This is a genomic window from Pseudooceanicola sp. NS-SX9 (genome assembly GCF_057380705.1).
In genome coordinates, this window is sequence record NZ_CM170818.1 from 99,266 (window position 1) to 119,889 (window position 20,624).

19 protein-coding genes are annotated in these 20,624 nt (G+C 66.2%); 12 read left to right on the forward strand and 7 right to left on the reverse strand.

Features of this window, described 5'->3' with window-relative positions:
* Positions 1-3 precede the first annotated feature (3 nt).
* Positions 4-1,545, forward strand: coding sequence for an alanine/glycine:cation symporter family protein (locus AC2ITM_RS00475; protein WP_486467878.1), 1,542 nt, complete (start codon positions 4-6; stop codon positions 1,543-1,545).
* Positions 1,546-1,689: 144 nt separating this feature from the next.
* Here the strand turns inward: AC2ITM_RS00475 and AC2ITM_RS00480 are convergent, their stop codons facing one another.
* Together AC2ITM_RS00480 and ahcY are read right to left on the reverse strand one after the other, a co-directional pair.
* Complete coding sequence (locus tag AC2ITM_RS00480; RefSeq protein ID WP_486467879.1) at positions 1,690-2,007, reverse strand: hypothetical protein; 318 nt, start codon at positions 2,005-2,007, stop codon at positions 1,690-1,692.
* A 107-nt stretch (positions 2,008-2,114) separates the two neighbouring features.
* A complete protein-coding gene (ahcY, locus tag AC2ITM_RS00485; protein WP_486467880.1) occupies positions 2,115-3,503 on the reverse strand; it encodes an adenosylhomocysteinase in 1,389 nt (462 codons plus the stop codon).
* A gap of 190 nt (positions 3,504-3,693) precedes the next feature.
* Between ahcY and AC2ITM_RS00490 the strand changes: the two genes are divergently transcribed.
* The 3 genes from AC2ITM_RS00490 to AC2ITM_RS00500 all read left to right on the forward strand — a co-directional run bounded on the left by AC2ITM_RS00490 (position 3,694) and on the right by AC2ITM_RS00500 (position 5,587).
* Positions 3,694-4,284, forward strand: coding sequence for a hypothetical protein (locus tag AC2ITM_RS00490; RefSeq protein WP_486467881.1), 591 nt, complete (start codon positions 3,694-3,696; stop codon positions 4,282-4,284).
* Positions 4,281-4,742 (forward strand): GNAT family N-acetyltransferase, encoded by a 462-nt coding sequence (locus AC2ITM_RS00495; protein WP_486467882.1) that lies wholly within the window; start codon positions 4,281-4,283, stop codon positions 4,740-4,742. Before AC2ITM_RS00490 ends, AC2ITM_RS00495 begins: the two co-directional genes overlap by 4 nt.
* Positions 4,743-4,810: 68 nt before the next feature.
* Positions 4,811-5,587 (forward strand): IclR family transcriptional regulator, encoded by a 777-nt coding sequence (locus AC2ITM_RS00500; RefSeq protein WP_486467883.1) that lies wholly within the window; start codon positions 4,811-4,813, stop codon positions 5,585-5,587.
* Between the two features lie 3 nt (positions 5,588-5,590).
* Here the strand turns inward: AC2ITM_RS00500 and AC2ITM_RS00505 are convergent, their stop codons facing one another.
* Together AC2ITM_RS00505 and putA are read right to left on the reverse strand one after the other, a co-directional pair.
* Positions 5,591-5,983 carry a rhodanese-like domain-containing protein gene (locus tag AC2ITM_RS00505; RefSeq protein WP_486467884.1) on the reverse strand — a complete coding sequence of 131 codons (393 nt, stop codon included), beginning with the start codon at positions 5,981-5,983 and terminating at the stop codon, positions 5,591-5,593.
* Positions 5,984-6,181: 198 nt separating this feature from the next.
* A complete protein-coding gene (putA, locus tag AC2ITM_RS00510) occupies positions 6,182-9,586 on the reverse strand; it encodes a bifunctional proline dehydrogenase/L-glutamate gamma-semialdehyde dehydrogenase PutA (RefSeq protein WP_486467885.1) in 3,405 nt (1,134 codons plus the stop codon).
* A gap of 112 nt (positions 9,587-9,698) precedes the next feature.
* Between putA and AC2ITM_RS00515 the strand changes: the two genes are divergently transcribed.
* The 6 genes from AC2ITM_RS00515 (at position 9,699) to fghA (ending at position 15,352) form a co-directional block, all read left to right on the forward strand.
* Positions 9,699-10,166 carry an Lrp/AsnC family transcriptional regulator gene (locus tag AC2ITM_RS00515; protein ID WP_486467886.1) on the forward strand — a complete coding sequence of 156 codons (468 nt, stop codon included), beginning with the start codon at positions 9,699-9,701 and terminating at the stop codon, positions 10,164-10,166.
* A 269-nt stretch (positions 10,167-10,435) separates the two neighbouring features.
* Positions 10,436-11,143, forward strand: a complete 708-nt coding sequence (locus tag AC2ITM_RS00520) for a 3-oxoacid CoA-transferase subunit A (RefSeq protein ID WP_486467887.1) — start codon at positions 10,436-10,438, stop codon at positions 11,141-11,143.
* Positions 11,136-11,810 carry a 3-oxoacid CoA-transferase subunit B gene (locus AC2ITM_RS00525; RefSeq protein WP_486467888.1) on the forward strand — a complete coding sequence of 225 codons (675 nt, stop codon included), beginning with the start codon at positions 11,136-11,138 and terminating at the stop codon, positions 11,808-11,810. The genes AC2ITM_RS00520 and AC2ITM_RS00525 overlap by 8 nt, the downstream gene beginning before the upstream one ends.
* A 125-nt stretch (positions 11,811-11,935) precedes the next feature.
* The gene (gene pcaF / locus AC2ITM_RS00530; RefSeq protein ID WP_486467889.1) at positions 11,936-13,132 is read left to right on the forward strand and encodes a 3-oxoadipyl-CoA thiolase; all 1,197 of its coding nucleotides are present in this window, start codon (positions 11,936-11,938) and stop codon (positions 13,130-13,132) included.
* Between the two features lie 268 nt (positions 13,133-13,400).
* Positions 13,401-14,510: an S-(hydroxymethyl)glutathione dehydrogenase/class III alcohol dehydrogenase gene (locus tag AC2ITM_RS00535; RefSeq protein ID WP_486467890.1), complete on the forward strand. Its 1,110-nt coding sequence runs from the start codon at positions 13,401-13,403 to the stop codon at positions 14,508-14,510.
* Complete coding sequence (fghA, locus tag AC2ITM_RS00540; protein ID WP_486467891.1) at positions 14,510-15,352, forward strand: S-formylglutathione hydrolase; 843 nt, start codon at positions 14,510-14,512, stop codon at positions 15,350-15,352. Before AC2ITM_RS00535 ends, fghA begins: the two co-directional genes overlap by 1 nt.
* Here fghA and AC2ITM_RS00545 read toward each other — a convergent pair.
* From AC2ITM_RS00545 to AC2ITM_RS00555, 3 genes are all read right to left on the reverse strand, one after another.
* A complete protein-coding gene (locus AC2ITM_RS00545) occupies positions 15,349-15,972 on the reverse strand; it encodes a TetR/AcrR family transcriptional regulator (RefSeq protein ID WP_486467892.1) in 624 nt (207 codons plus the stop codon). The two genes, fghA and AC2ITM_RS00545, sit on opposite strands and share 4 nt — an antisense overlap.
* 107 nt (positions 15,973-16,079) lie before the next feature.
* On the reverse strand, positions 16,080-16,628 hold the full coding sequence (locus AC2ITM_RS00550) for an ActR/PrrA/RegA family redox response regulator transcription factor (protein ID WP_486467893.1): 549 nt from the start codon (positions 16,626-16,628) through the stop codon (positions 16,080-16,082).
* A 109-nt stretch (positions 16,629-16,737) separates the two neighbouring features.
* Positions 16,738-17,370 (reverse strand): SCO family protein, encoded by a 633-nt coding sequence (locus AC2ITM_RS00555; RefSeq protein ID WP_486467894.1) that lies wholly within the window; start codon positions 17,368-17,370, stop codon positions 16,738-16,740.
* 115 nt (positions 17,371-17,485) lie between these two features.
* Between AC2ITM_RS00555 and regB the strand changes: the two genes are divergently transcribed.
* On the forward strand, positions 17,486-18,853 hold the full coding sequence (gene regB, locus AC2ITM_RS00560; RefSeq protein ID WP_486467895.1) for a sensor histidine kinase RegB: 1,368 nt from the start codon (positions 17,486-17,488) through the stop codon (positions 18,851-18,853).
* Between the two features lie 118 nt (positions 18,854-18,971).
* Complete coding sequence (locus tag AC2ITM_RS00565) at positions 18,972-20,597, forward strand: PAS-domain containing protein (protein ID WP_486467896.1); 1,626 nt, start codon at positions 18,972-18,974, stop codon at positions 20,595-20,597.
* Positions 20,598-20,624: the final 27 nt, after the last annotated feature.

The window sequence follows — 20,624 nt, forward strand, 5'->3', positions numbered from 1 at the left end:
GACATGAAGAAATTTACCCAGATCGCCGCGCTTGCGGTGCTGTTCTCCGGTCTGGCCGGCGCCGCCTCGGCGGCCGGTTTCGACGAGACCGTCAACGACATTTTCGCCCGCTACACCGGCTGGTACGTGTCCTTCATCTTCGCCAGCCTGCCCGGCACCAACTTCAGCTGGATCGCGCTGTGGCTGGTGGTGGCGGCCGTCGTCTTCACCATCTACTTCGCCGGCATCCAGTTCCGCGGCTTCAAGCATTCCATCTCGCTGGTGAAAGGCGACTATTCCGATCCCAGCGACGCGGGCGAGGTCAGCCACTTCCAGGCGCTGGCCACGGCGCTGTCGGGCACCGTGGGGCTGGGCAACATCGCGGGCGTCGCGGTTGCCGTGGGCATCGGCGGCCCCGGCGCCACCTTCTGGATGATCCTGGCGGGTCTTCTGGGGATGGCCACCAAGTTCACCGAATGCACCCTGGGCGTGAAATACCGCAATGAATATGCCGACGGCTCGGTTTCGGGCGGGGCGATGTACTACATCACCAAGGGCTTCAAGGAACGCGGCATCCCCGGTGGCGCGGTGCTGGCGGTGCTGTTCTGCATCTTCACCATCCTCAGCTCGTTCGGCGGCGGCAACATGTTCCAGGCCAACCAGGCCCATGCCCAGCTGGCCACCGTCTTTGGCGACTATCCCGGCTGGATCACCGGCGTCGTGCTGGCGGTGCTGACCTTCCTGGTCATCGTCGGCGGCATCAAGTCGATCGCCCAGGTGACCGAGAAGATCGTGCCCTTCATGGGCATCTTCTACGTCGGCGTGTCGCTGATCATCATCGCGATGAACTACGACATGATCGGCTATGCCTTCACCCGCATCTTCGAGGGCGCCTTCACCGGCCTCGGCATCGCCGGCGGCTTTACCGGCGCGCTGATCCAGGGCTTCCGCCGGGCGGCCTTCTCGAACGAGGCGGGCGTCGGTTCGGCCGCCATCGCGCACTCGGCCGTGAAGACCAAGGAGCCGGTGACCGAGGGCTACGTCGCCCTGCTGGAACCCTTCATCGACACCGTGGTCATCTGCACCATGACCGCGCTGGTCATCGTGATCACCGGCCTGCTGCAGGTGGATCCGACCTCGGGCCTTTATGTCTGGAACGCCGAAGCCGGCCGCATCGCCACCGAAGGCAACGTGTCGGGCGTGGCGCTGACCTCGGCCGCCTTCGCTTCGGCCTTCAGCTGGTTCCCCTACCTGCTGACCATCGCGGTGGTGCTGTTCGCCTTCTCGACCATGATCTCCTGGAGCTACTACGGCCTGAAAGCCTGGACCTACCTGTTCGGCCAGACCAAGGTTTCGGAAACCGTGTTCAAGGTGATCTTCTGCCTGTTCATCGTCATCGGCGCGGCGGCGAACCTTGGGCCCGTCATCGACTTCTCGGATGCGATGCTGTTCTCGATGGCGGTGATCAACGTGGTGGCGCTGTACCTGCTGATGCCGATCGTCAAGGGAGAGCTGAGCTATTACATCGCGCGGTTGCGCTCGGGCGAGATCCGCAAGTTCCGCTGACCGTCAGGCGGTCGAAAGAAAGGGCCCCGGATCGCAGGATCCGGGGCCTTTTTCATTTCAGGGTCGGGACCGGAGCAACACCCTTCATATTGTGCATGAAAATCCCGAAAACACCACAGGATGTATGCCTCCGCGCCTATGGGCCTAGTTCGAGATGCCCTTGCCGATGAAGGTCTTGCCCTGTTTCTGCTTCAGCTGGTCCAGCCTCGAGGGCACCTTGGGCGGCGTGCCGTAATGGGGCTTTGGCTGCTGATAGACGCCACGGGCAACCTCGTCCTTCGTCTTCTGGCGCAGGCGCTTGAGGGTCTCGGCATCGTCCTTCTGGGCCTCGCTGGCGGCCTGGGCGCGGGCAGCCGCGTCATCGGTGCTGCGCTTCAGGACCCCCTGAGACGTCACCTCGGCCCCCGCCGCCAGGGGCGCCAGGATCAGCAGGGCGGCAAGAAGGGGGCGCAGCGGTTTCATGCCCTTCATGTCATCCGCCGCACGGCCGTTTTCAAGCCCCGCGCAAGCAAAAGGCCCCCTCCGGTCAGAGGGGGCCTGAAGATCACCTGCGGGACAGCCCGACAGGATCAGTAGCGGTAGTGTTCCGGCTTGAACGGGCCGTCGACGGTGACGCCGATATAGGCGGCCTGCTCCGGGGTCAGCTTGGTCAGCTTGGCGCCGACCTTGGCCAGGTGCAGGGCGGCGACCTTTTCGTCCAGGTGCTTGGGCAGGACGTAGACGTCGTTCTTGTATTCGTCGCCCTTGGTCCACAGCTCGATCTGGGCCAGCGTCTGGTTGGTGAAGGATGCCGACATCACGAAGGACGGATGGCCGGTGGCATTGCCCAGGTTCAGAAGGCGACCTTCGGACAGCAGGATGATCTTGTTGCCCGAGGGCATCTCGATCATGTCCACCTGGTCCTTGATGTTGGTCCACTTGTGGTTCTTCAGGCTGGCCACCTGGATCTCGTTGTCGAAGTGGCCGATGTTGCCGACGATGGCCATGTTCTTCATCTCGCGCATATGCTCGATGCGGATGATGTCCTTGTTGCCGGTCGTCGTGATGAAGATGTCGGCCGAGGCGACGACATCTTCCAGCAGCACCACCTCAAAGCCGTCCATGGCGGCCTGCAGGGCGCAGATCGGATCGGCTTCGGTGACTTTCACGCGCGCGCCCGCGCCCGCCAGCGATGCGGCCGAGCCCTTGCCCACGTCACCATAGCCGCAGACCACGGCGACCTTGCCGGCCATCATCACGTCGGTGGCGCGGCGGATGCCGTCGACCAGCGATTCCTTGCAGCCGTACTTGTTGTCGAACTTCGACTTGGTGACGCTGTCGTTGACGTTGATCGCCGGGAAGGGCAGCTGGCCGTTCTTCGACAGCTCGTACAGGCGGTGCACGCCGGTGGTGGTTTCCTCGGACACGCCCTTGATCTGGTTGCGCACCTTGGTGAACCAGCCCGGGGACTGTTGCATGCGCTTGGCGATCTGCGCCTTGATCACGGCCTCTTCTTCCGAGGCAGGCACGGGGATGATGTCTTCGCCGGCTTCGGCGCGGGCGCCCAGCAGCACGTAAAGCGTCGCGTCACCGCCATCGTCCAGGATCATGTTCGGGCCGTCCTCGAACTGGAAGGACCGGTCCAGGTAATCCCAGTGTTCTTCCAGGCTCTGGCCCTTGATGGCGAAGACCGGGGTGCCACCGGCGGCGATCGCGGCCGCGGCATGGTCCTGGGTCGAGAAGATGTTGCACGAGGCCCAGCGGACATCGGCGCCAAGCGCCACCAGCGTCTCGATCAGGCAGGCGGTCTGGATGGTCATGTGGAGCGAGCCGACGATGCGCGCGCCCTTCAGCGGCTTCGTCTGGCCGAACTCGGCACGGCAGGCCATCAGGCCCGGCATCTCGATCTCGGCCATGTCCAGTTCCTTGCGGCCGTATGCGGCCAGGGAAATGTCCTTGACGATGTAATCTTGGGTCATCCGTCACTCCACGGGGCAATTTCACGATTGGGCAAAGGCGTAGCACCGGCGCCCAAGGGGCACAACAAAGGCCGCCGCCTTTCCCTGCCTGCATAGGGGGGCAATTGTTAAAAAACCGCCGCTGCAAGGCTGCATCACACGGTTGCCTGCGCCCGCGGCCCCTCCTAACCATGTGGCAAAGGAGCCCCCGATGACACAACCCCGCGCCTGGCAGAGGATGCTTTCGGGCCGCAGGCTGGACCTGCTGGACCCGACCCCCGTCGATATCGAGATCGAGGACATCGCCCATGGCCTGGCCTTCGTGGCCCGCTGGAACGGCCAGACCCGGGGCGATTTCGCCTATTCCGTGGCCGAGCATTCGCTGCTGGTCGAAACCCTCTTTGCCCGGGCCTGCCCGCAGGCCACCCCGGCGGACCGGCTGACCGCGCTGCTGCATGATGCGCCCGAATATGTCATCGGCGACATGATCAGCCCGGTGAAAGCGGCCGTCGGGCCCGATTACGCGACGCTGGACGCGCGGCTGACGGCGGCGGTGCACATCCGCTTCGGCCTGCCCGCCGTCACCCCCAAGGGTCTGAAGGCGCGCATCAAGAAGGCCGACCGGATCAGCGCCTGGATGGAGGCCACCGCCATCGCGGGCTTTTCCGAGGCCGAGGCCAACCGCCTGTTCGGCCGCCCCGATCCCGCCCTGACCGAGGGGCTGTCGATCACCCTGCGCCCGCCGCTGGAGGTGCGCCGCGCCTTCACCGACCGCCACGCCGCGCTGCTGGCCCTGACATGAGGCTGCATGTCCGCCGGGCAGGGACCCTCGACACCCGCGCCATGGCGGCCCTGCTGGCAACCGTGGCCGGGCCCGGCCCCGACGCTGCCGCGCGGCTTTCCGCGCTGATGGCGCATCCCGGCGTGCTGCTGCACCTGGCCGAGGACCCGGCCGGCACGCTGCTGGGTTTCCAATGGCTGGAACCCCGGCCCGGGCCGGATGGCGCCACCGGCGGGATCGCCACCGTCGTCGATCCCGCCCAGACCGGACCGGCCGTCGGCTCGGCCCTGTTCCAGGCCACCCTCGGGGCGGCGCGCGATGCGGGATACCTGCGCATCATCGCCGAGATCCGCGCCGACAACCACGGCGGCCGGGTCTATTACCAAAGCCGCGGCTTCGAGGCGGCTGGGCCGGCACCCGCCGGGTCCCGGCCCGAAATCCGCCCGGCGGACAGGCTGCTGATGCGCTACGACCTTTAGGTCAGTTGCGGTATATGGTACATTACGCATAGCCTCGGGCACTCACTGACGACATCGGAGGATCCCTCATGGAGGATCTGACCCGCATCCCCAGCGACGCCCGCGTCGATTCCACCCTGTCAAAGGGCCTGCTGATCCTAGAGGCGCTGACACAGCGCTCGGGGCCGATGGGCGTGACCGAGCTGTCGCGCGAACTGGGCCTGTCGAAATCCAATGCCTTCCGGCTGCTGCAGACGCTGCGCACCATGGGCTATGTCCGCCATCGTGCCGACAAGCAATACGAGGCGACGCTGAAGACCTGGCGCACCGGCCGCCGCGTGGTCGAGGGGCTGAACCTGCGCGCCCTGGCCGCCCCCGCGATGCAGATGCTGTCGCGCGAAACCGGCGAGGCCGTGACCCTGGCCGTGGCCGAGGGCCTGTCGGTCACCTTCGTCGACAAGATCGAAAGCCGCCAGCCGATCCGCACCTGGACCCCCGTCGGCGGCGAGGCCCCGATCCATGCCGTTTCGACCGGCAAGGCCATCCTGGCGGCCGACTGGCCCGCCGGGCGGGCGCTGCTGGATGGCCACCTGATCCGATATACGGAACACACCTTCACTGATCTCGAGGCCCTCGGCCGCGAGCTGGAAGCCTGCCGGATGCGCGGCTTTGCCAAGGATGTGGGGGAATTCCGCGCCCGGGTGCATGGCTATGCGGCGCCGATCTTCCTGCCCCAGGGCGAGGTCGCCGGCGCCATCGGCATCTCGATGCCGGACCTGAACCTGCCCGCCGATCCCGACGGGCATTTCGGCGCCCTGGTGCGCCGCGCCGCCCGCGAGGTGACGGCGGTGCTGTCGGCGGCCTGATCCCTAGCGCGGGGCGGCGGTTTCGACCGGGCCGCCCTGCGCCTGCCAGTCACTGAAGCCCAGCTTCAGGTGGGCCGCGTCAAAGCCCATCTCCTGCAGGGTGCGCACCGCCAGCGCGGATCGCCACCCCGAGGCGCAGTGAAAGACATAGCTCTTGCCGGGCTGGCCGAAGACCTCTCGGTAATAGGGGCTGTCGGGATCGACCCAAAATTCCAGCATCCCCCGCGGCGCATGGACCGATCCGGGGATGAAGCCGGTCTTCTGGCGTTCGCGGATGTCGCGGATGTCGACGATCACCAGATCAGGATCGCCCAGCCGGGCGATCAGCGCGGCGGTCTCGACCTCGGGGATCAGGGCGCGGGCCTCGGCGACCATCTGGGCTGCGGTCTTCTTCATCTCTCCCCCCTTGCATCCGTGGCTGCGGTGTCAGCCTAGCGCATCGCGCGGCCGACCGGGCATCGAAAACATCGCCTGCAAGAGCGCGGTGGCAAAACCGCAGCCCCCCGTCTGGTGTCATGAAAACGCCGGGCCCCCGAAGGGACCCGGCGATCGGTTCGGCCCGCGATCACGCCCCCGAAGGGGCGGATCGGCAGATCACTTGCCAGCCAGCAGCGCCGCGTTGCCACCGGCGGCGGTGGTGTCGACGCAGAGGTGGCGTTCATGCACCGCATGGCCACGGTCGGGCAGGGCGGTGATCAGCGGCAGGATCGGCCCCTGACGGGTTGCCAGCGCCCGGGTGAAGGCGCGCGCGCTGTCGGCATCCCCCCACCAGATCGCCGCCGAAAGGCCCGTCAGCTGCGCGAGCTGCGCCGGTTCCACCCGGCCACCGGCCGCCACCGCACAGCCGCCCAGGGCGCGCACTGCGGCCAGCTGGGCCTCTTCCGCCGCAAGGCCCGGGCCCATGCACAGGATCGGGTCGCGCGCGGTCAGGGTCAGGCGGTTCAGCTCTCCGGTCGGGCCGGGCATCATCTTGTCCTCGACCACGGCGCCACCGGGAACGGCCGCCAGGCGGGCGGGCAGGGCATCAGCGGCACCGGCCCAGGGCTCGGCCAGCTCGGCCGGGGTTTCGGGGGCACGGAAGCGATCCAGATAGTTCGGCCCACCGGCCTTCGGACCCGTCCCCGACAGCCCCTCGCCGCCGAAGGGCTGCGAGCCGACGATGGCGCCGATCTGGTTGCGGTTCACATAAAGGTTGCCCGCATGGACGGCCTCGGTGATTTCCTGGACGCGGTTGTCGATCCGGGTGTGCAGGCCGAAGGTCAGACCATAACCGGTGGCGTTGATCGCCGCGACGACCTTGCCGATATCGGCCGCCCTGTAGGTGGCGACATGCAGGACCGGCCCGAAGATTTCACGTTCCAGATCCTCGATCCCCGACACTTTCAGCAGGGTCGGCGCCACGAAGGTGCCCTGTGCGGGGGCCTCCAGCTGGTGCAGCACGTCGGCTTTCTTGGCCTGAAGATAGGCCTGGATGCCCTGCTGCGCCTCGGCGTCGATCACCGGGCCCACATCGGTCGTCAGATCCCAGGGGTTGCCCAGGGTCAGCTCGTCCATGGCGCCCTTGATCATGGTGATCAGATGCGGCGCGATGTCTTCCTGCACATAGAGGCAGCGCAGCGCCGAACACCGCTGGCCCGCGCTCTGGAAGGCCGAGGCGACGATGTCACGGACGGCCTGTTCGGGCAGGGCGGTGGAATCGACCACCATGGCGTTCAGGCCACCGGTTTCCGCGATCAGCGGCGCACCGGGGTCCATGGTTTCGGCCATGGCACGGCGAATGATCTGCGCCGTCTCGGTCGAGCCGGTAAAGGCCACGCCCGCGATCCGCGCGTCCGAAGTCAGCTTGGCGCCGACCCGGCCATCGCCCGGCAGCAGTTGCAGCGCCTCGGCCGGCACGCCGGCCTGATGCAGCAGACGCACGGCCATGGCGGCGACCAGGCAGGTCTGTTCCGCCGGTTTCGCCAGCACGCCGTTGCCGGCGGCAAGGGCGGCCGCGATCTGGCCGGTAAAGATCGCCAGCGGGAAGTTCCACGGGCTGATGCAGGTAAAGACACCCCGGGCACGATCCGCCCGGCGCGCGCCTTCGGCGGCGTAATAGCGCAGGAAATCGACGGCCTCGCGCAGTTCACCCACGGCATCGGGCAGCGATTTGCCCGCTTCCTTGGCCAGCACGGCAAAGAAGGCGCCATAGTTTTCCTCGTAGAGGTCGGCGGCGCGGAGCAGCACGGCGGCGCGGTCCTCGGGGGTGGCAGCCCAGGGGGTGGCGGCGGCAATAGCGGCCTCGACGCAGGCGTCGGTGGCATCGCGCACATGGCCCACGACCATCGCGGTCGCGGGGTTCACCACCGGACGCAGCGTGCCCTCGGGGGTGCCGGCGACCAGCGCAGCCGCCTCGGGGATCTCGACCGCGCGGGCCGCGTCGATGGCGGCCAGAACCGTTTCATCGGTCAGGTCGAAGCCACGCGAATTCAGCCGGCCCTCGCCAAAGATCGCATCGGGTTTCACCAGACCAGCCGGGGCCTTGGCCCGGGTCAGCGCCTCGAACGGATCGGCGGCGATGGTTTCGGGGGCGACGGCCTCGTCCACGATCTGGTTCACGAAGGAGGAGTTGGCGCCGTTTTCCAGCAGGCGGCGCACCAGATAGGCCAGCAGGTCGCGGTGGGCACCCACCGGCGCATAGATCCGGCAACGGCCCTTGGTTTCCTTCAGCACGATGTCGTGCAGACGCTCGCCCATGCCATGCAGGCGCTGGAATTCGAACGAAATCCCGCCCACCATTTCCAGGATCGCGGCAACGGTATGGGCATTGTGCGTCGCGAATTGCGGATAGATCCGGTCGGCATAGCCGATCAGCCGCTTGGCATTCGAGATATAGCTGACATCGGTCGCGGTCTTCGAGGTGAACAGCGTGAAGCCCGGCAGGCCCTCGACCTGCGCATGTTTCATCTCGGTGTCCCAGTAGGCGCCCTTGACCAGACGCACCATGATGCGGCGGTCCAGCTCGGTGGCCAGATTATACAGCCAGTCGATGACAAAGCTGGCGCGCTTGCCATAGGCCTGCACCACCACGCCGAACCCGTTCCAGCCGGCCAGGCGTTCGTCGCGCAGCACCGCCTCGATCACCTTCAGCGACAGCACCAGGCGGTCCTGCTCCTCGGCGTCGATGTTCAGCCCCATGCCGGCAGCCTTGGCCTTCAGCGACAGATCCAGCACCACGGGCACCAGTTCGCGCAGCACGCGCGCCTCGTCCGAAACCTCGTAGCGCGGGTGCAGCGCCGACAGCTTGATCGAGATCCCGGGGTTCGCCTCGACCGAGCCCTTGTCGCAGGCCTTGGCAATGGCCTCGATGGCGTCGGAATAGTCCTTGGCATAGCGATCGGCATCGGCGCCGGTCATCGCCGCCTCGCCCAGCATGTCATAGCTGTAGGTAAAGCCGATGGCCTCGCGGGTCCGGGCCCGGTCCAGCGCCTTGACGATGGTCTCGCCCAGCACGAACTGGCGGCCCATCTCCTTCATGGCGCGCCCCACGGCCGAGCGGATCACCGGCTCGCCCAGGCGGCGAACGGCGCCGCGCAGGGTGGCGGCCATGCCGGGACGTTCATCCTCCAGCACCTTGCCGGTCAGCATCAGGGCCCAGGTCGAGGCATTGACCAGCGGAGACGACGCCTTGCCGACATGCGCCGACCAGTCCGAAGGGGCGATCTTGTCCTCGATCAGCGCGTCGATGGTCAGCTTGTCGGGCACCCGCAGCATGGCCTCGGCCAGGCACATCAGCGCCACGCCCTCGCGGGTCGACAGGCCATATTCGCCCAGGAAATGCTCCATCAGGGTGGGCTTCTGGCTCGAGCGGATCTTGCGCACGTAATCGGCGGCACGATGCGACATCATCTGGCGGGCGGCGGGGCTCAGCGCGGCCTGCGCCACCAGGCGCTCCAGAACACTGGTCTCATCTGCGTATTTGGCGGGGCCCTGCAGGGCATCAAACTTCGGCTCGATCATCGCAACACCTCCGGGGATCTGCGGCGGTTCTACAGAAATTCAGTTGGCCCTTTCGCCCAAAGACAGGCAAAATTGGCGGCAGTTGAACTTATTTTCGAAGGTCTCACAGGCGATGAGCACAGATGAACTGGACCTGACAGACCGCAGGATTCTGGCCGAACTGATCGACAACGCCCGCATGCCGGTGGCGGAACTGGCCCGCAAGGTCGGCCTGTCGAAAACCCCGGTCGCCGCCCGCGTCCGCAGCCTGGAAGAGCGCGGCTACATCACCGGCTACCGCGCGATCCTGTCACCGATCCGGCTCGGCCTGAGCCACGTAACCTTCGTCGAGGTACGCATGACGGATACCCGCCAAAAGGCGCTTTCGGATTTCAACGCCGCGGTGAAACGCATCCCCGAAGTAGAGGAATGCTACATGATCGCGGGCGGATTCGACTACCTCCTGAAGGTCCGGACCCGCAACATCACGGAATACCGCCAGGTGATGGGCGAAAAGATCTCGGCCCTGCCGCATGTCAGCGCCACCTCGACCTTCGTGGCCATGGAAGCCGTGCTGGAAAATTCCGCCCCTCAACTCTGACCCAAACCGGATTTCGCCCCTTTCGGGGCAAAGCCTCCGGCGGGAGTATTTTGGGCCAGATGAAAGAACCACGCGCGCCCTGCAGCCACCCTGGTCTTCATTTTCTTGTTCCAAATACCTCGGGGGAGGCAGCCGCAGGCAGACGGGGGCAGAGCCCCCTTTTCTCTCGATTAGTGCGCATAATGAACAAATATCGCATAACGATCAAAATGGCTGGACGACTCCGGCGACCCGGGCGTATCCCCTGTCGCAACGGAAGGAGGCTCCACATGGACAAGACCGTTTCCGGCCTGGCAGAGGCCGTATCTGGGATCGGCGATGGCGCCACGGTGATGATTGGCGGGTTCGGCGGCGCCGGCAACCCGGTCGAGCTGATCCACGCGCTGATCGATGCCGGCCCGAAGAACCTGACCGTCATCAACAACAACGCCGGCAATGGCCAGATCGGTATCGCCGCCCTGATTGATGCGGGTCTGGTGAAGAAGATGATCTGCTCGTTCCCGAAAAGCTCGGATCCGCGGGCCTTCACGGATCGCTACCTGGCAGGCCAGATCGAGTTGGAGCTGGTGCCCCAGGGCACCCTGGCCGAGCGCATCCGGGCCGGAGGCGCAGGCATCCCGGCGTTCTACACGCCGACCTCCTACGGAACTGAACTGGCGATCGGGAAACCGATCGGGGAATTTGACGGCCGGCCTTATGTGCAGGAGCGCTGGCTGAAGGCGGATTTCGCCCTGATCAAGGCCGAGGTCGCCGATACCATGGGCAACCTGACCTACCGGATGGCGGCGCGGAATTTCTCTCCGCTGATGGCGACGGCAGCGGCTGTGACCATCGTGCAGGCCTCGAAAGTGGTGGTGCCCGGCGGCATCGACCCCGAGCAGGTCATCACCCCCGGCATCTTCGTCAACCGCATTGTCGAAGTCGCCGATCCGAAACAGGAAGAAGAGCTTATCCGCGCAGGGGCCAGCTATGCTTGATCTGAAACTGACGAACGCCCAGATCGCCTGGCGCGCCGCCCAGGATATCGCCGACGGCGCCTATGTGAACCTCGGGATCGGCTTTCCGGAAATGGTGGCACAATACACCGTCGAAGGCCGCACCCCGATCTTTCACACCGAGAACGGCATCCTGAACTTTGGCCCCGCGCCCGCGCCGGGGACCGAGGACTGGGACATGATCAACGCCGGCAAGAAGGCGGTGACGCTGAAGCCGGGCGCATCTTTCTTCCACCATGCCGACAGCTTTGCCATGGTTCGCGGCGGGCATCTGGACGTGGCCATCCTGGGCGCCCTGCAGGTCGCGCAGAACGGTGATCTGGCGAACTGGCGGGTCGGCAACAAGGGCGTACCGGCCGTCGGCGGGGCGATGGACCTGGTGCACGGCGCCAAGCGTGTCGCCGTGCTGACCGAACATGTGACCAAGAAGGGCGAGCCGAAGCTGGTCGAGGCCTGCAGCTTTCCGCTGACCGGCGTGGCCTGCGTGACCCGGATCTATACCTCCCTTGCGGTGGTCGATATCGAGGACGGCCATTTCGTGTTGCGTGAGAAACTGGCCGGGATCTCGATGGATGAGCTGCAGTCCGTCACTGGTGCGCCCCTGCACACCGATGGCGAGGTGGCCGAGTTGATCGTCCCCGCACTCTGATCTGACAGGGTGCGTCCGGGCGCCCCCACGGGGGAGCCGCCCGGACGCCGCCCGGCTTGCGCCGGGCCGGCCCCGCGGCACGCGCGGGTCCAGATTTCCAACCGGTTCAGCCGAGGAACACCTTCATGACCGAAGTCTATATCTGCGACTATATCCGCACCCCCATCGGCCGTTTCGGCGGCACGCTGGCCACGGTGCGCGCCGACGACCTGGGCGCCATCCCCCTGAAGGCACTTATGGAGCGCAATCCGAATGTCGACTGGGAAGCCGTTGACGACGTCATCTACGGCTGCGCCAACCAGGCCGGCGAGGACAACCGCAACGTGGCGCGCATGTCGGCCCTGCTGGCGGGCCTGCCCGTCTCTGTCACCGGGACCACGATGAACCGCCTTTGCGGATCCGGCATGGATGCGATCATCGCTGCGGCCCGCGCGATCAAGGCGGGCGAGGCCGATCTGATGATCGCCGGCGGCGTCGAATCGATGTCGCGTGCCCCCTTCGTCATGCCAAAGGCGGAAAGCGCCTATTCGCGCTCGAACGCCATCTACGACACCACCATTGGCTGGCGCTTCGTCAACCCGCTGATGAAGAAGCAATATGGCGTCGATTCCATGCCCGAAACCGGCGAGAACGTCGCCGAGGACTTCAACATCTCGCGCGATGACCAGGACCTGTTCGCCCTGCGCAGCCAGGAAAAGGCCGCCGCCGCCATCGCCTCGGGCCGGCTGGCGAAGGAGATCGTGCCGGTGGCCATCAAGCGCCGCAAGCAGGATGACCTGATCTTCGACACCGACGAACATCCCCGGGCCTCGACCCTGGAGAAGCTGGCGAAGCTGCCGACGCCGTTCCGCGAAGGCGGCAGCGTAACGGCTGGCAACGCATCCGGCGTGAACGACGGGGCGGCGGCGCTGATCCTGGCCTCGGCGGAAGCCGCACGGAAATACGGCCTGACCCCGATCGCCCGGGTGCTGGGCGGGGCCACCGCGGGCGTGCCGCCGCGGATCATGGGCTTCGGCCCTGCGCCTGCTTCCAAGAAGCTGATGGCGCGGCTGGGGCTGGGCCCGGACGATTTCGCCGTGATCGAACTGAACGAGGCCTTTGCGAGCCAGGGCCTGGCGACGTTGCGCGATCTCGGGATTGCCGATGACGATGCGCGCGTGAATCCCAATGGCGGCGCCATCGCCTTGGGCCATCCGCTGGGCATGTCGGGCGCCCGCATCACCGGCACTGCCGCGCTGGAGCTGAAGGCGGGCGAGAAATCCCTGTCGACCATGTGCATTGGCGTCGGGCAGGGCATTGCCGTGGCCCTTGAGGGCATCTGAAGCGATCGCAAAGCCGCACCGAAGGGCGCCCCCGATGGGCGCCCTTTTGCTTTCATCTTTCCTTAAATATGCATTCGCAACCGTCGTCCCAGGCGGCCGGCCGGGGCAGGGGGCTCTGCCCCCGCGCCTGTCGGCGCTCCCCCGGAGTATTTATGGCCAGATGACGGGAAACCTGTCGCGCAAGGGCGGGGACGTGCCGCTTCGGGGCTTTCCCGGGACGCAAGGCTATGCTTTGTCGAGGTCAAATCACTTCCGGAGGTCTGCCCCCATGAAAACCCGCGCCGCCGTCGCCTTCGAGGCGAAGAAACCGCTCGAGATCGTCGAGATCGACCTGGAAGGCCCGAAGGAGGGCGAGGTCCTGGTCGAGATCATGGCGACCGGGATCTGCCACACTGATGCCTATACGCTGGACGGCTTCGACAGCGAGGGGATCTTCCCGTCGGTGCTGGGCCACGAGGGTGCGGGCGTCGTGCGCGCCGTGGGGCCGGGCGTAAAATCGTTGAAGCAGGATGACCACGTGATCCCGCTTTACACCCCCGAATGCCGCCAGTGCAAAAGCTGCCTGTCCGGCAAGACCAACCTTTGCACCGCGATCCGTGCCACGCAGGGCAAGGGCCTGATGCCTGATGGCACCAGCCGGATGTCCTACAAGGGCGAGACGATCTATCATTACATGGGGTGCTCGACCTTCTCGAACTTCATTGTGCTGCCCGAGATCGCGGTTGCGAAGATCCGCGAGGACGCGCCCTTCGACAAGGCCTGCTATTGCGGCTGCGGCGTCACCACCGGCGTCGGCGCCGTGATCAACACGGCCAAGGTCACCCCCGGTTCCAACGTCATCGTCTTCGGCCTGGGCGGCATCGGCCTGAACGTGATCCAGGGCGCCCGGATGGTCGGCGCCGACAAGATCATCGGCGTCGATCTGAACGACGGCAAGGCCGAGTGGGGCAAGAAGTTTGGCATGACACATTTCGTCAACCCCTCGAAGATCGAGGGCGACATCGTCAGCCACCTGATCGCGCTGACCGATGGCGGCGGCGACTACACGTTCGACTGCACCGGCAACACCATGGTCATGCGTCAGGCTTTGGAAGCCTGCCACCGTGGCTGGGGCGTTTCCACCGTGATCGGCGTCGCGGAAGCGGGCAAGGAAATCAGCACCCGGCCGTTCCAGCTGGTCACCGGCCGCGTCTGGCAGGGCTCGGCCTTCGGGGGGGCCAAGGGCCGGACCGACGTGCCGAAGATCGTCGACTGGTACATGAACGGCAAGATCGAGATCGATCCGATGATCACCCATGTGCTGACCCTGGACGAGATCAACAAGGGCTTTGAGCTGATGCATGCGGGCGAGAGCATCCGCTCGGTGGTGGTGTTCTGATGGAGATCCTGTCCACCAACCGCGCCCATGGCGGCACCCAGGGCGTCTACAGGCATGCCTCGAGCGCGACCGGCACCGAGATGACCTTTTCGGTCTACGTGCCGCCACATGCGGCGGGCGCGAAGCTGCCGGTGGTCTGGTACCTGTCGGGCCTGACCTGCACCCATGCCAATGTCACCGAGAAGGGCGAGTTCCGCGCCGCCTGCGCAAAGCTGGGGCTGATCTTTGTCGCCCCCGACACCAGCCCGCGCGGCGAGGGCGTCGCCGATGATGCCGAGGGCGCCTATGATTTCGGCCTGGGTGCCGGGTTCTACGTGAACGCGACCGAAGCGCCCTTTGCACAGCATTACCGGATGCGCGACTATATCGAGCAGGAACTGCCGGCGCTGATCGCCGAACACTTCCCCGCCGACATGGCGCGCCAGTCGATCATGGGACATTCCATGGGTGGCCACGGGGCGCTGACCATCGGGCTGCGCAATACCGACCGCTTCAAGGCGATCTCGGCCTTTGCGCCGATCGTCAGCCCGCTGAACTGCCCCTGGGGCGAGAAGGCGCTGACCGGCTATATCGGTGCGGACCGGGCCAAATGGCGCGAATACGACGCCTGCGCCCTGATCGAGGACGGGGCGCGAATGCCCTCGGGGCTGCTGATCGACCAGGGGACCGCCGACGGCTTCCTGGAAAACCAGCTAAAGCCCGAATTGCTGGAAATCGCCTGCCGGTCCACCGGGCAGGCAGGCGAGGTGCGGATGCAGGAGGGCTATGACCATTCCTACTACTTCATCTCGACCTTCATGGCCGAGCACCTCGCCTGGCACGCCGAACGGCTGAAGGCCTAATCCCCGGCGCCGCGGACCAGGGCACGCAGCCCCGCGGCGCAGAACGGCAGCAGGTGGGCATAGACCTGTCCCAGGTCATCCCCCTGCGCCACGCCATGCGACAGCGACGTCACGCGGGTTTCCCCGATCACCGAACGCAGCATCAGCGACAGCACGAAGTTGAAGCCGTGGAACAGCGCCTGTTCGCCGCAGCCGGGCACGGCGCGGCGCAGTTCGGCCACGAATTCCCGCGCGGTGGCGTCGAAACGTTCCGCCAGAAGGTCGCTCAGCCGCTGGTCCTGCACCATGTTGGCCAGCACCCGCGTATAGCTGGACCAGCCCGGATCATGGGTTTTCATCCGGTCGAAAAGCGGCCGCATGAAGGCATCCAGGACCTCCTCGACGGCCGGCGCGGCAGCGCGGGCGCGCAGCGTCTTCAGGCGCTCCATCCGCAGCTGGCCCAGGTCTTCGGACCGACGCGAGATCACCTCGTAATAGAGGTTTTCCTTGCTCTTGAAGTGGTAGTTCACCAGCGCCAGGTTGACCCCCGCCATGCCGGTGATCTGCCGCAACGAGACGCTGTCGTAATGCCCCCTGCCAAAGGCGTCCTCGGCCGCATCAAGGATGCGTTGCCGGGTCACCATCCCATTGGCGCGCTGCGCCGACCGACCGGAGTCGGATATGCTGCCATCGTCTGTCATGATGCCAGGATGCACCGCAGCACGGGGGAAGTCATCAGCCCGCGCAATCAGCGCGGCGAACGTTTGGCCAGGATCCGCTGCAGGGTTCGACGGTGCATGTTCAGCCGCCGCGCCGTTTCCGAGACGTTGCGGTCGCACAGCTCGTAGACGCGCTGGATGTGTTCCCAGCGGACGCGGTCGGCGCTCATGGGGTTTTCGGGCGGCGGCGGCAGTTCGTCATCGGTCGACAGCAGCGCGTTCACGATGTCGGTCGCATCGGCGGGCTTCGACAGATAGTCTGTGGCGCCGATCTTGACCGCGGCGACGGCGGTGGCGATGGCGCCGTAGCCCGTCAGCACCACGATGCGGCAATCGGGGCGGCGTTCGCGCAGCACCTCCACCACGTCGAGGCCATTGCCGTCCTCAAGCCGCAGATCGCAGACCGCATAGGCCGGTGCCCGGGTCGAGGCGATGGCCTTGCCTTCGGCCACGGTCTCGGCGGTCAGAACGTCGAAGCCGCGCTTTTCCATGGCCTTGGCCAGGCGCCGCAGGAAGGGTTCGTCGTCGTCGAGCAGCAGCAGGCTCTTGTCTTCGCCGATATCACCCATTTCCGTCATGTTCTTGCCTCCGGCCGGATTCCGATGTGCACCGTTGCGGTACACGCTTCCGAAAAGCATTAATGCGGACGCTGGGTTAGGTCAAACCGACAGCGTGATCACAGAGGCGTTAACCCGCCTTGTCCAGAAAACAGGAAAGCCTTTTGGCCATTTCTTCCGCCGTTTCATCGCGGCGAAAGAAATCGACAAAGCCGTGGCCCGGCAAAACCAGGTAGCTGAATGTCGAATGGTCAACGAGATAATAATCCGCATCCTCGCCTTTGGCGGGAGGATTGATCTTGTAATAGACCCGGTAGGCGCGGGCGGCCGCCCGGATCTGCTCTGACGTGCCGGTCAGCCCCAGCAGATCGGGGCTGAGGTAATCGGTATAGGCGGCCAGCTGTTCGGGCGTGTCGCGCGCCGGATCGACGCTGATGAAGACCGGCTTCACTGTCTTGCCCTGCTGCGCCAGCATCGAGACCGCATCGACATTGCGCGCCAGATCCATCGGGCAGACATCGGGACAGAAGGAATAGCCGAAATAGAGCAGGGTCGGGCCGTCGATCACCTGCTGGTCCGTCACCGTGGCACCGGTTTCGTCGATCAGCGTGAAGGGGCCGCCGATCTGGCTGCGCCCGCCCGCCACCGCCCCCGACAGGCAGGGGGCAAAGGGATCGCTGCCATCCGGCCGGGTGGCGTACCAGATCCCGCCCAGCAGCCCGGCCATGACCGTCACGGCCGCGATGGCATAGATGCGCAGCATGGGCGCTCTCCCTCTCCCCCCGCGACGCCCGGCGCAATTGCGGGTCCGCAGGTCAAGACCTATCAAGCGGGGGCGCGATTGCAATCCATCGATCGGTCGCAGGAAGGACTGCCCCATGCCAGACACACATCCCCAGAAGGACCTGCCGATCCAGACCGGCCAGCACCGCGGCAACTGGATCCGGTTGCGCACGCTGATCCTGCTGCGCTGGATGGCCATCATCGGCCAGCTTTCGGCGCTGTTCGTCGCCGAACAGGTCTACCGGCTGGACCTGCAGTACGGGCTGTGTTTCCTGGTCGTCGGCATCAGCGTCATCGGCAACATCATCGCCAGCTTCATCTTCCCCGAAAGCAAGCGCCTGTCCGAGGCCGAGAACCTGCTGATGGTGCTGTTCGACCTGTTCCAGCTTTGCGCGCTGCTGTACCTGACGGGGGGGCTGAACAACCCGTTCTCGATCCTGCTGGTTGGGCCGGTGACGGTGTCGGCGGCGGCGCTGTCGGCGCGCTCGGCCATCTTCGTGGGCTCGATGGCGATCATCCTGGTGACCTTGCTGTCGGAATTCCACTTCCCCCTGGTCACCCGCGACGGGATGCTGCTGCAGGTGGCCGACATCTTCCTGTTCGGCAACTGGCTGGCCATCGTCATCGCGGTGATCTTCCTGGGGACCTATTCACGCTGGATCTCGGCCGAGATGCACGCCATGTCGGATGCCCTGCAGGCCACCCAGATGGCCCTGTCGCGCGAGCAGAAGCTGACCGATCTGGGTGGTGTCGTCGCCGCTGCCGCGCACGAGATGGGCACGCCCCTTGCCACCATCAAGCTGACCTCGGGCGAGCTGATCGAAGAGCTGGACGGCCACCCCGAGCTGCAGGAGGACGCCCGGCTGATCCGCGCCCAGGCCGACCGCTGCCGGGACATCCTGCGTTCGATGGGGCGGGCGGGGAAGGACGATCTGATGATGCGCCGCGCCCCCCTGCCCACGGTGATCGAGGAAGCCGCCGAGCCGCACCGCGATCGCGGCAAGGCGATCGAGTTCCTGCATGGCGACGGCGAAGAGATGCCCCCCACCATCCTGCGCCAGCCCGAGCTGATCCATGGCCTGCGCAACCTGGTGCAGAATGCCGTCGACTTTGCCCACAGCACGGTCTGGGTCGAAAGCAGCTGGGACGACAGCTATATCACCATCCGCATCATGGATGACGGCCCGGGGTTTTCGCCAAACGTGCTGGGGCGGATCGGCGATCCGTTCATGCGCCGGCGCCGCAGCGCCCAGGACCGCCAGGCGCGCCCCGAATACGAAGGCATGGGGCTGGGCCTGTTCATCGCCAAGACCCTGCTGGAACGCACCGGCGCCGAGCTGATCTTTGCCAATGACGAGGACGGCGGTGGCGCCGTGGTCCAGGTCACCTGGCCCCGGCGCCGTATCGACGCGCTGAGCGGCGACAATGCCCTGCGCTGGCGTCAAAACGAACCTATCCACTGAACTGTCCGTTTCAATCCAACCGATCACCCCGCCTTTCTCTGCAAAGGTGGGGTGATTTATTAATGAATATTTTACCTTCGGTTCAGAATGCTGTTTACACTTCGGCAGGAGAAAACACGTGTTCTTCATCACGGGATCCGAGATGACAGGGATCAGCCCATCGTCGCTCCTGCTCGCGATCGTGTTCGGCCTGCTGATGGCCGGGGCGTGCCTTGTCATCCTGGTCGGGATCGGGCGGCGCCCGCTGTCGCGGGACGAGGAAGAGGCGGAATTGCCCGAGGCCCCCACGGCCTCGGTCTTCATCTTTGACGAACAGCACCTGGTCAGCGCGCCGCGCGACTGGCGCAGTTGGCTCGAGGGAGAGCCGCAGGACACCTCGGACTGGACGCGGCTGCGCGGCCTGCTGGCGGATCGTTTTCCCGGCCTTCCCGAACAGGCGGAACTGACCGGCGGCAAGTCCTTCGTGCGCCTGGATACGCGCGACCCCACGGACCGCGCCGTGCTGCGGCTGCGCCAGAGCGGCCGGAACCTGCGGGTGACACTGTGCGAGCCGGGGGCGGCCTCGCTTCTTGACCGGCATCTTGCGGCGCTGCGCGCCTGCCGGCTGAACGAGCGCGACTCCGTCCTGGAAGATCTGCCCATCCCAAGCTGGAGCATGGATGGCGAGAACCGCGTAACCCGCCGCAACGCCGCCTACCGGGCGCTGGAAAGCCGCCTGTCGGGCGCGACCGAGCTGACGGCACCGCTGGTGCGCGGCCACGAGGGGCAGGCCGACCGGCCCGAATTCACCTATCGCGTCATGCTGGACCCGCGCGGCCGGCTGCCGGAACGCTGGTTCGACGTCTCGGCCCGGCGCAACCGCGACGGCTGGGACTGCGCCGCACAGGATGTCACCGCCCTGGTCAAGGCCGAGGTCGCGCAGCGCAACTTCGTGCAGACCCTGACCAAGACCTTCGCGCAGCTGTCGACGGGCCTGGCGATCTTCGACCGCGACCGTCAGCTGATCCTGTTCAACCCGGCGCTGGTCGACCTGACCTCCCTGTCGCCGGAATTCCTGACCGGACGCCCGGCGCTGTCGCAGTTCTTCGACCACCTGCGTGACCATCAGATCATGCCGGAACCCAAGAACTATGCCTCGTGGCGCGAACAGCTGAATGCGCTGGTCTCGGCGGCGGCGGACGGGCGCTATCAGGAAACCTGGAGCCTGCCCAGCGGCGCCACCTACCGCGTCACCGGCCGACCGCATCCCAATGGCGCCATCGCCTTCCTGTTCGAGGACATCACCGACGAAATCGCCATCACCCGCCGCTTCCGCCAGCAGCTTTCGCTGTCGCAATCGGTTCTGGATGCGCTGACCGACGCAATCGTGATCTTCGATGCCCAGGGCATCATGAGCTACTGCAACAGCGCCTATCGCCAGCTGTTCGCCCTGGCCCGGGAGGCCGATCTGACCGATATCTCGGTCCGCGACGCGCATGCCACCTGGACCCGCCACGCCGCCAGCCCCCAGGCCCTGGACGAGCTTCTGGCCCGCGTGCTGGGCCGCAACGGCCGCGAGACCTGGCATGGCACGGCGTTGCTGGACGGGGTAACCGAAGTGCCCTGCAGTGCCCTGCCGCTGGTTGCGGGGGCCTGCATGGTGACCTTCGGCCATGCCGACCGGCCGCTGCCCGATCCCGGCCACGCCCTGCCGCCCGTGGATGCCGACACGGCTGCACAGCAGGAATCCCAGGCTGCCGAATAGCCCCCCGGGGGCCGGCCGCCAGCCGCC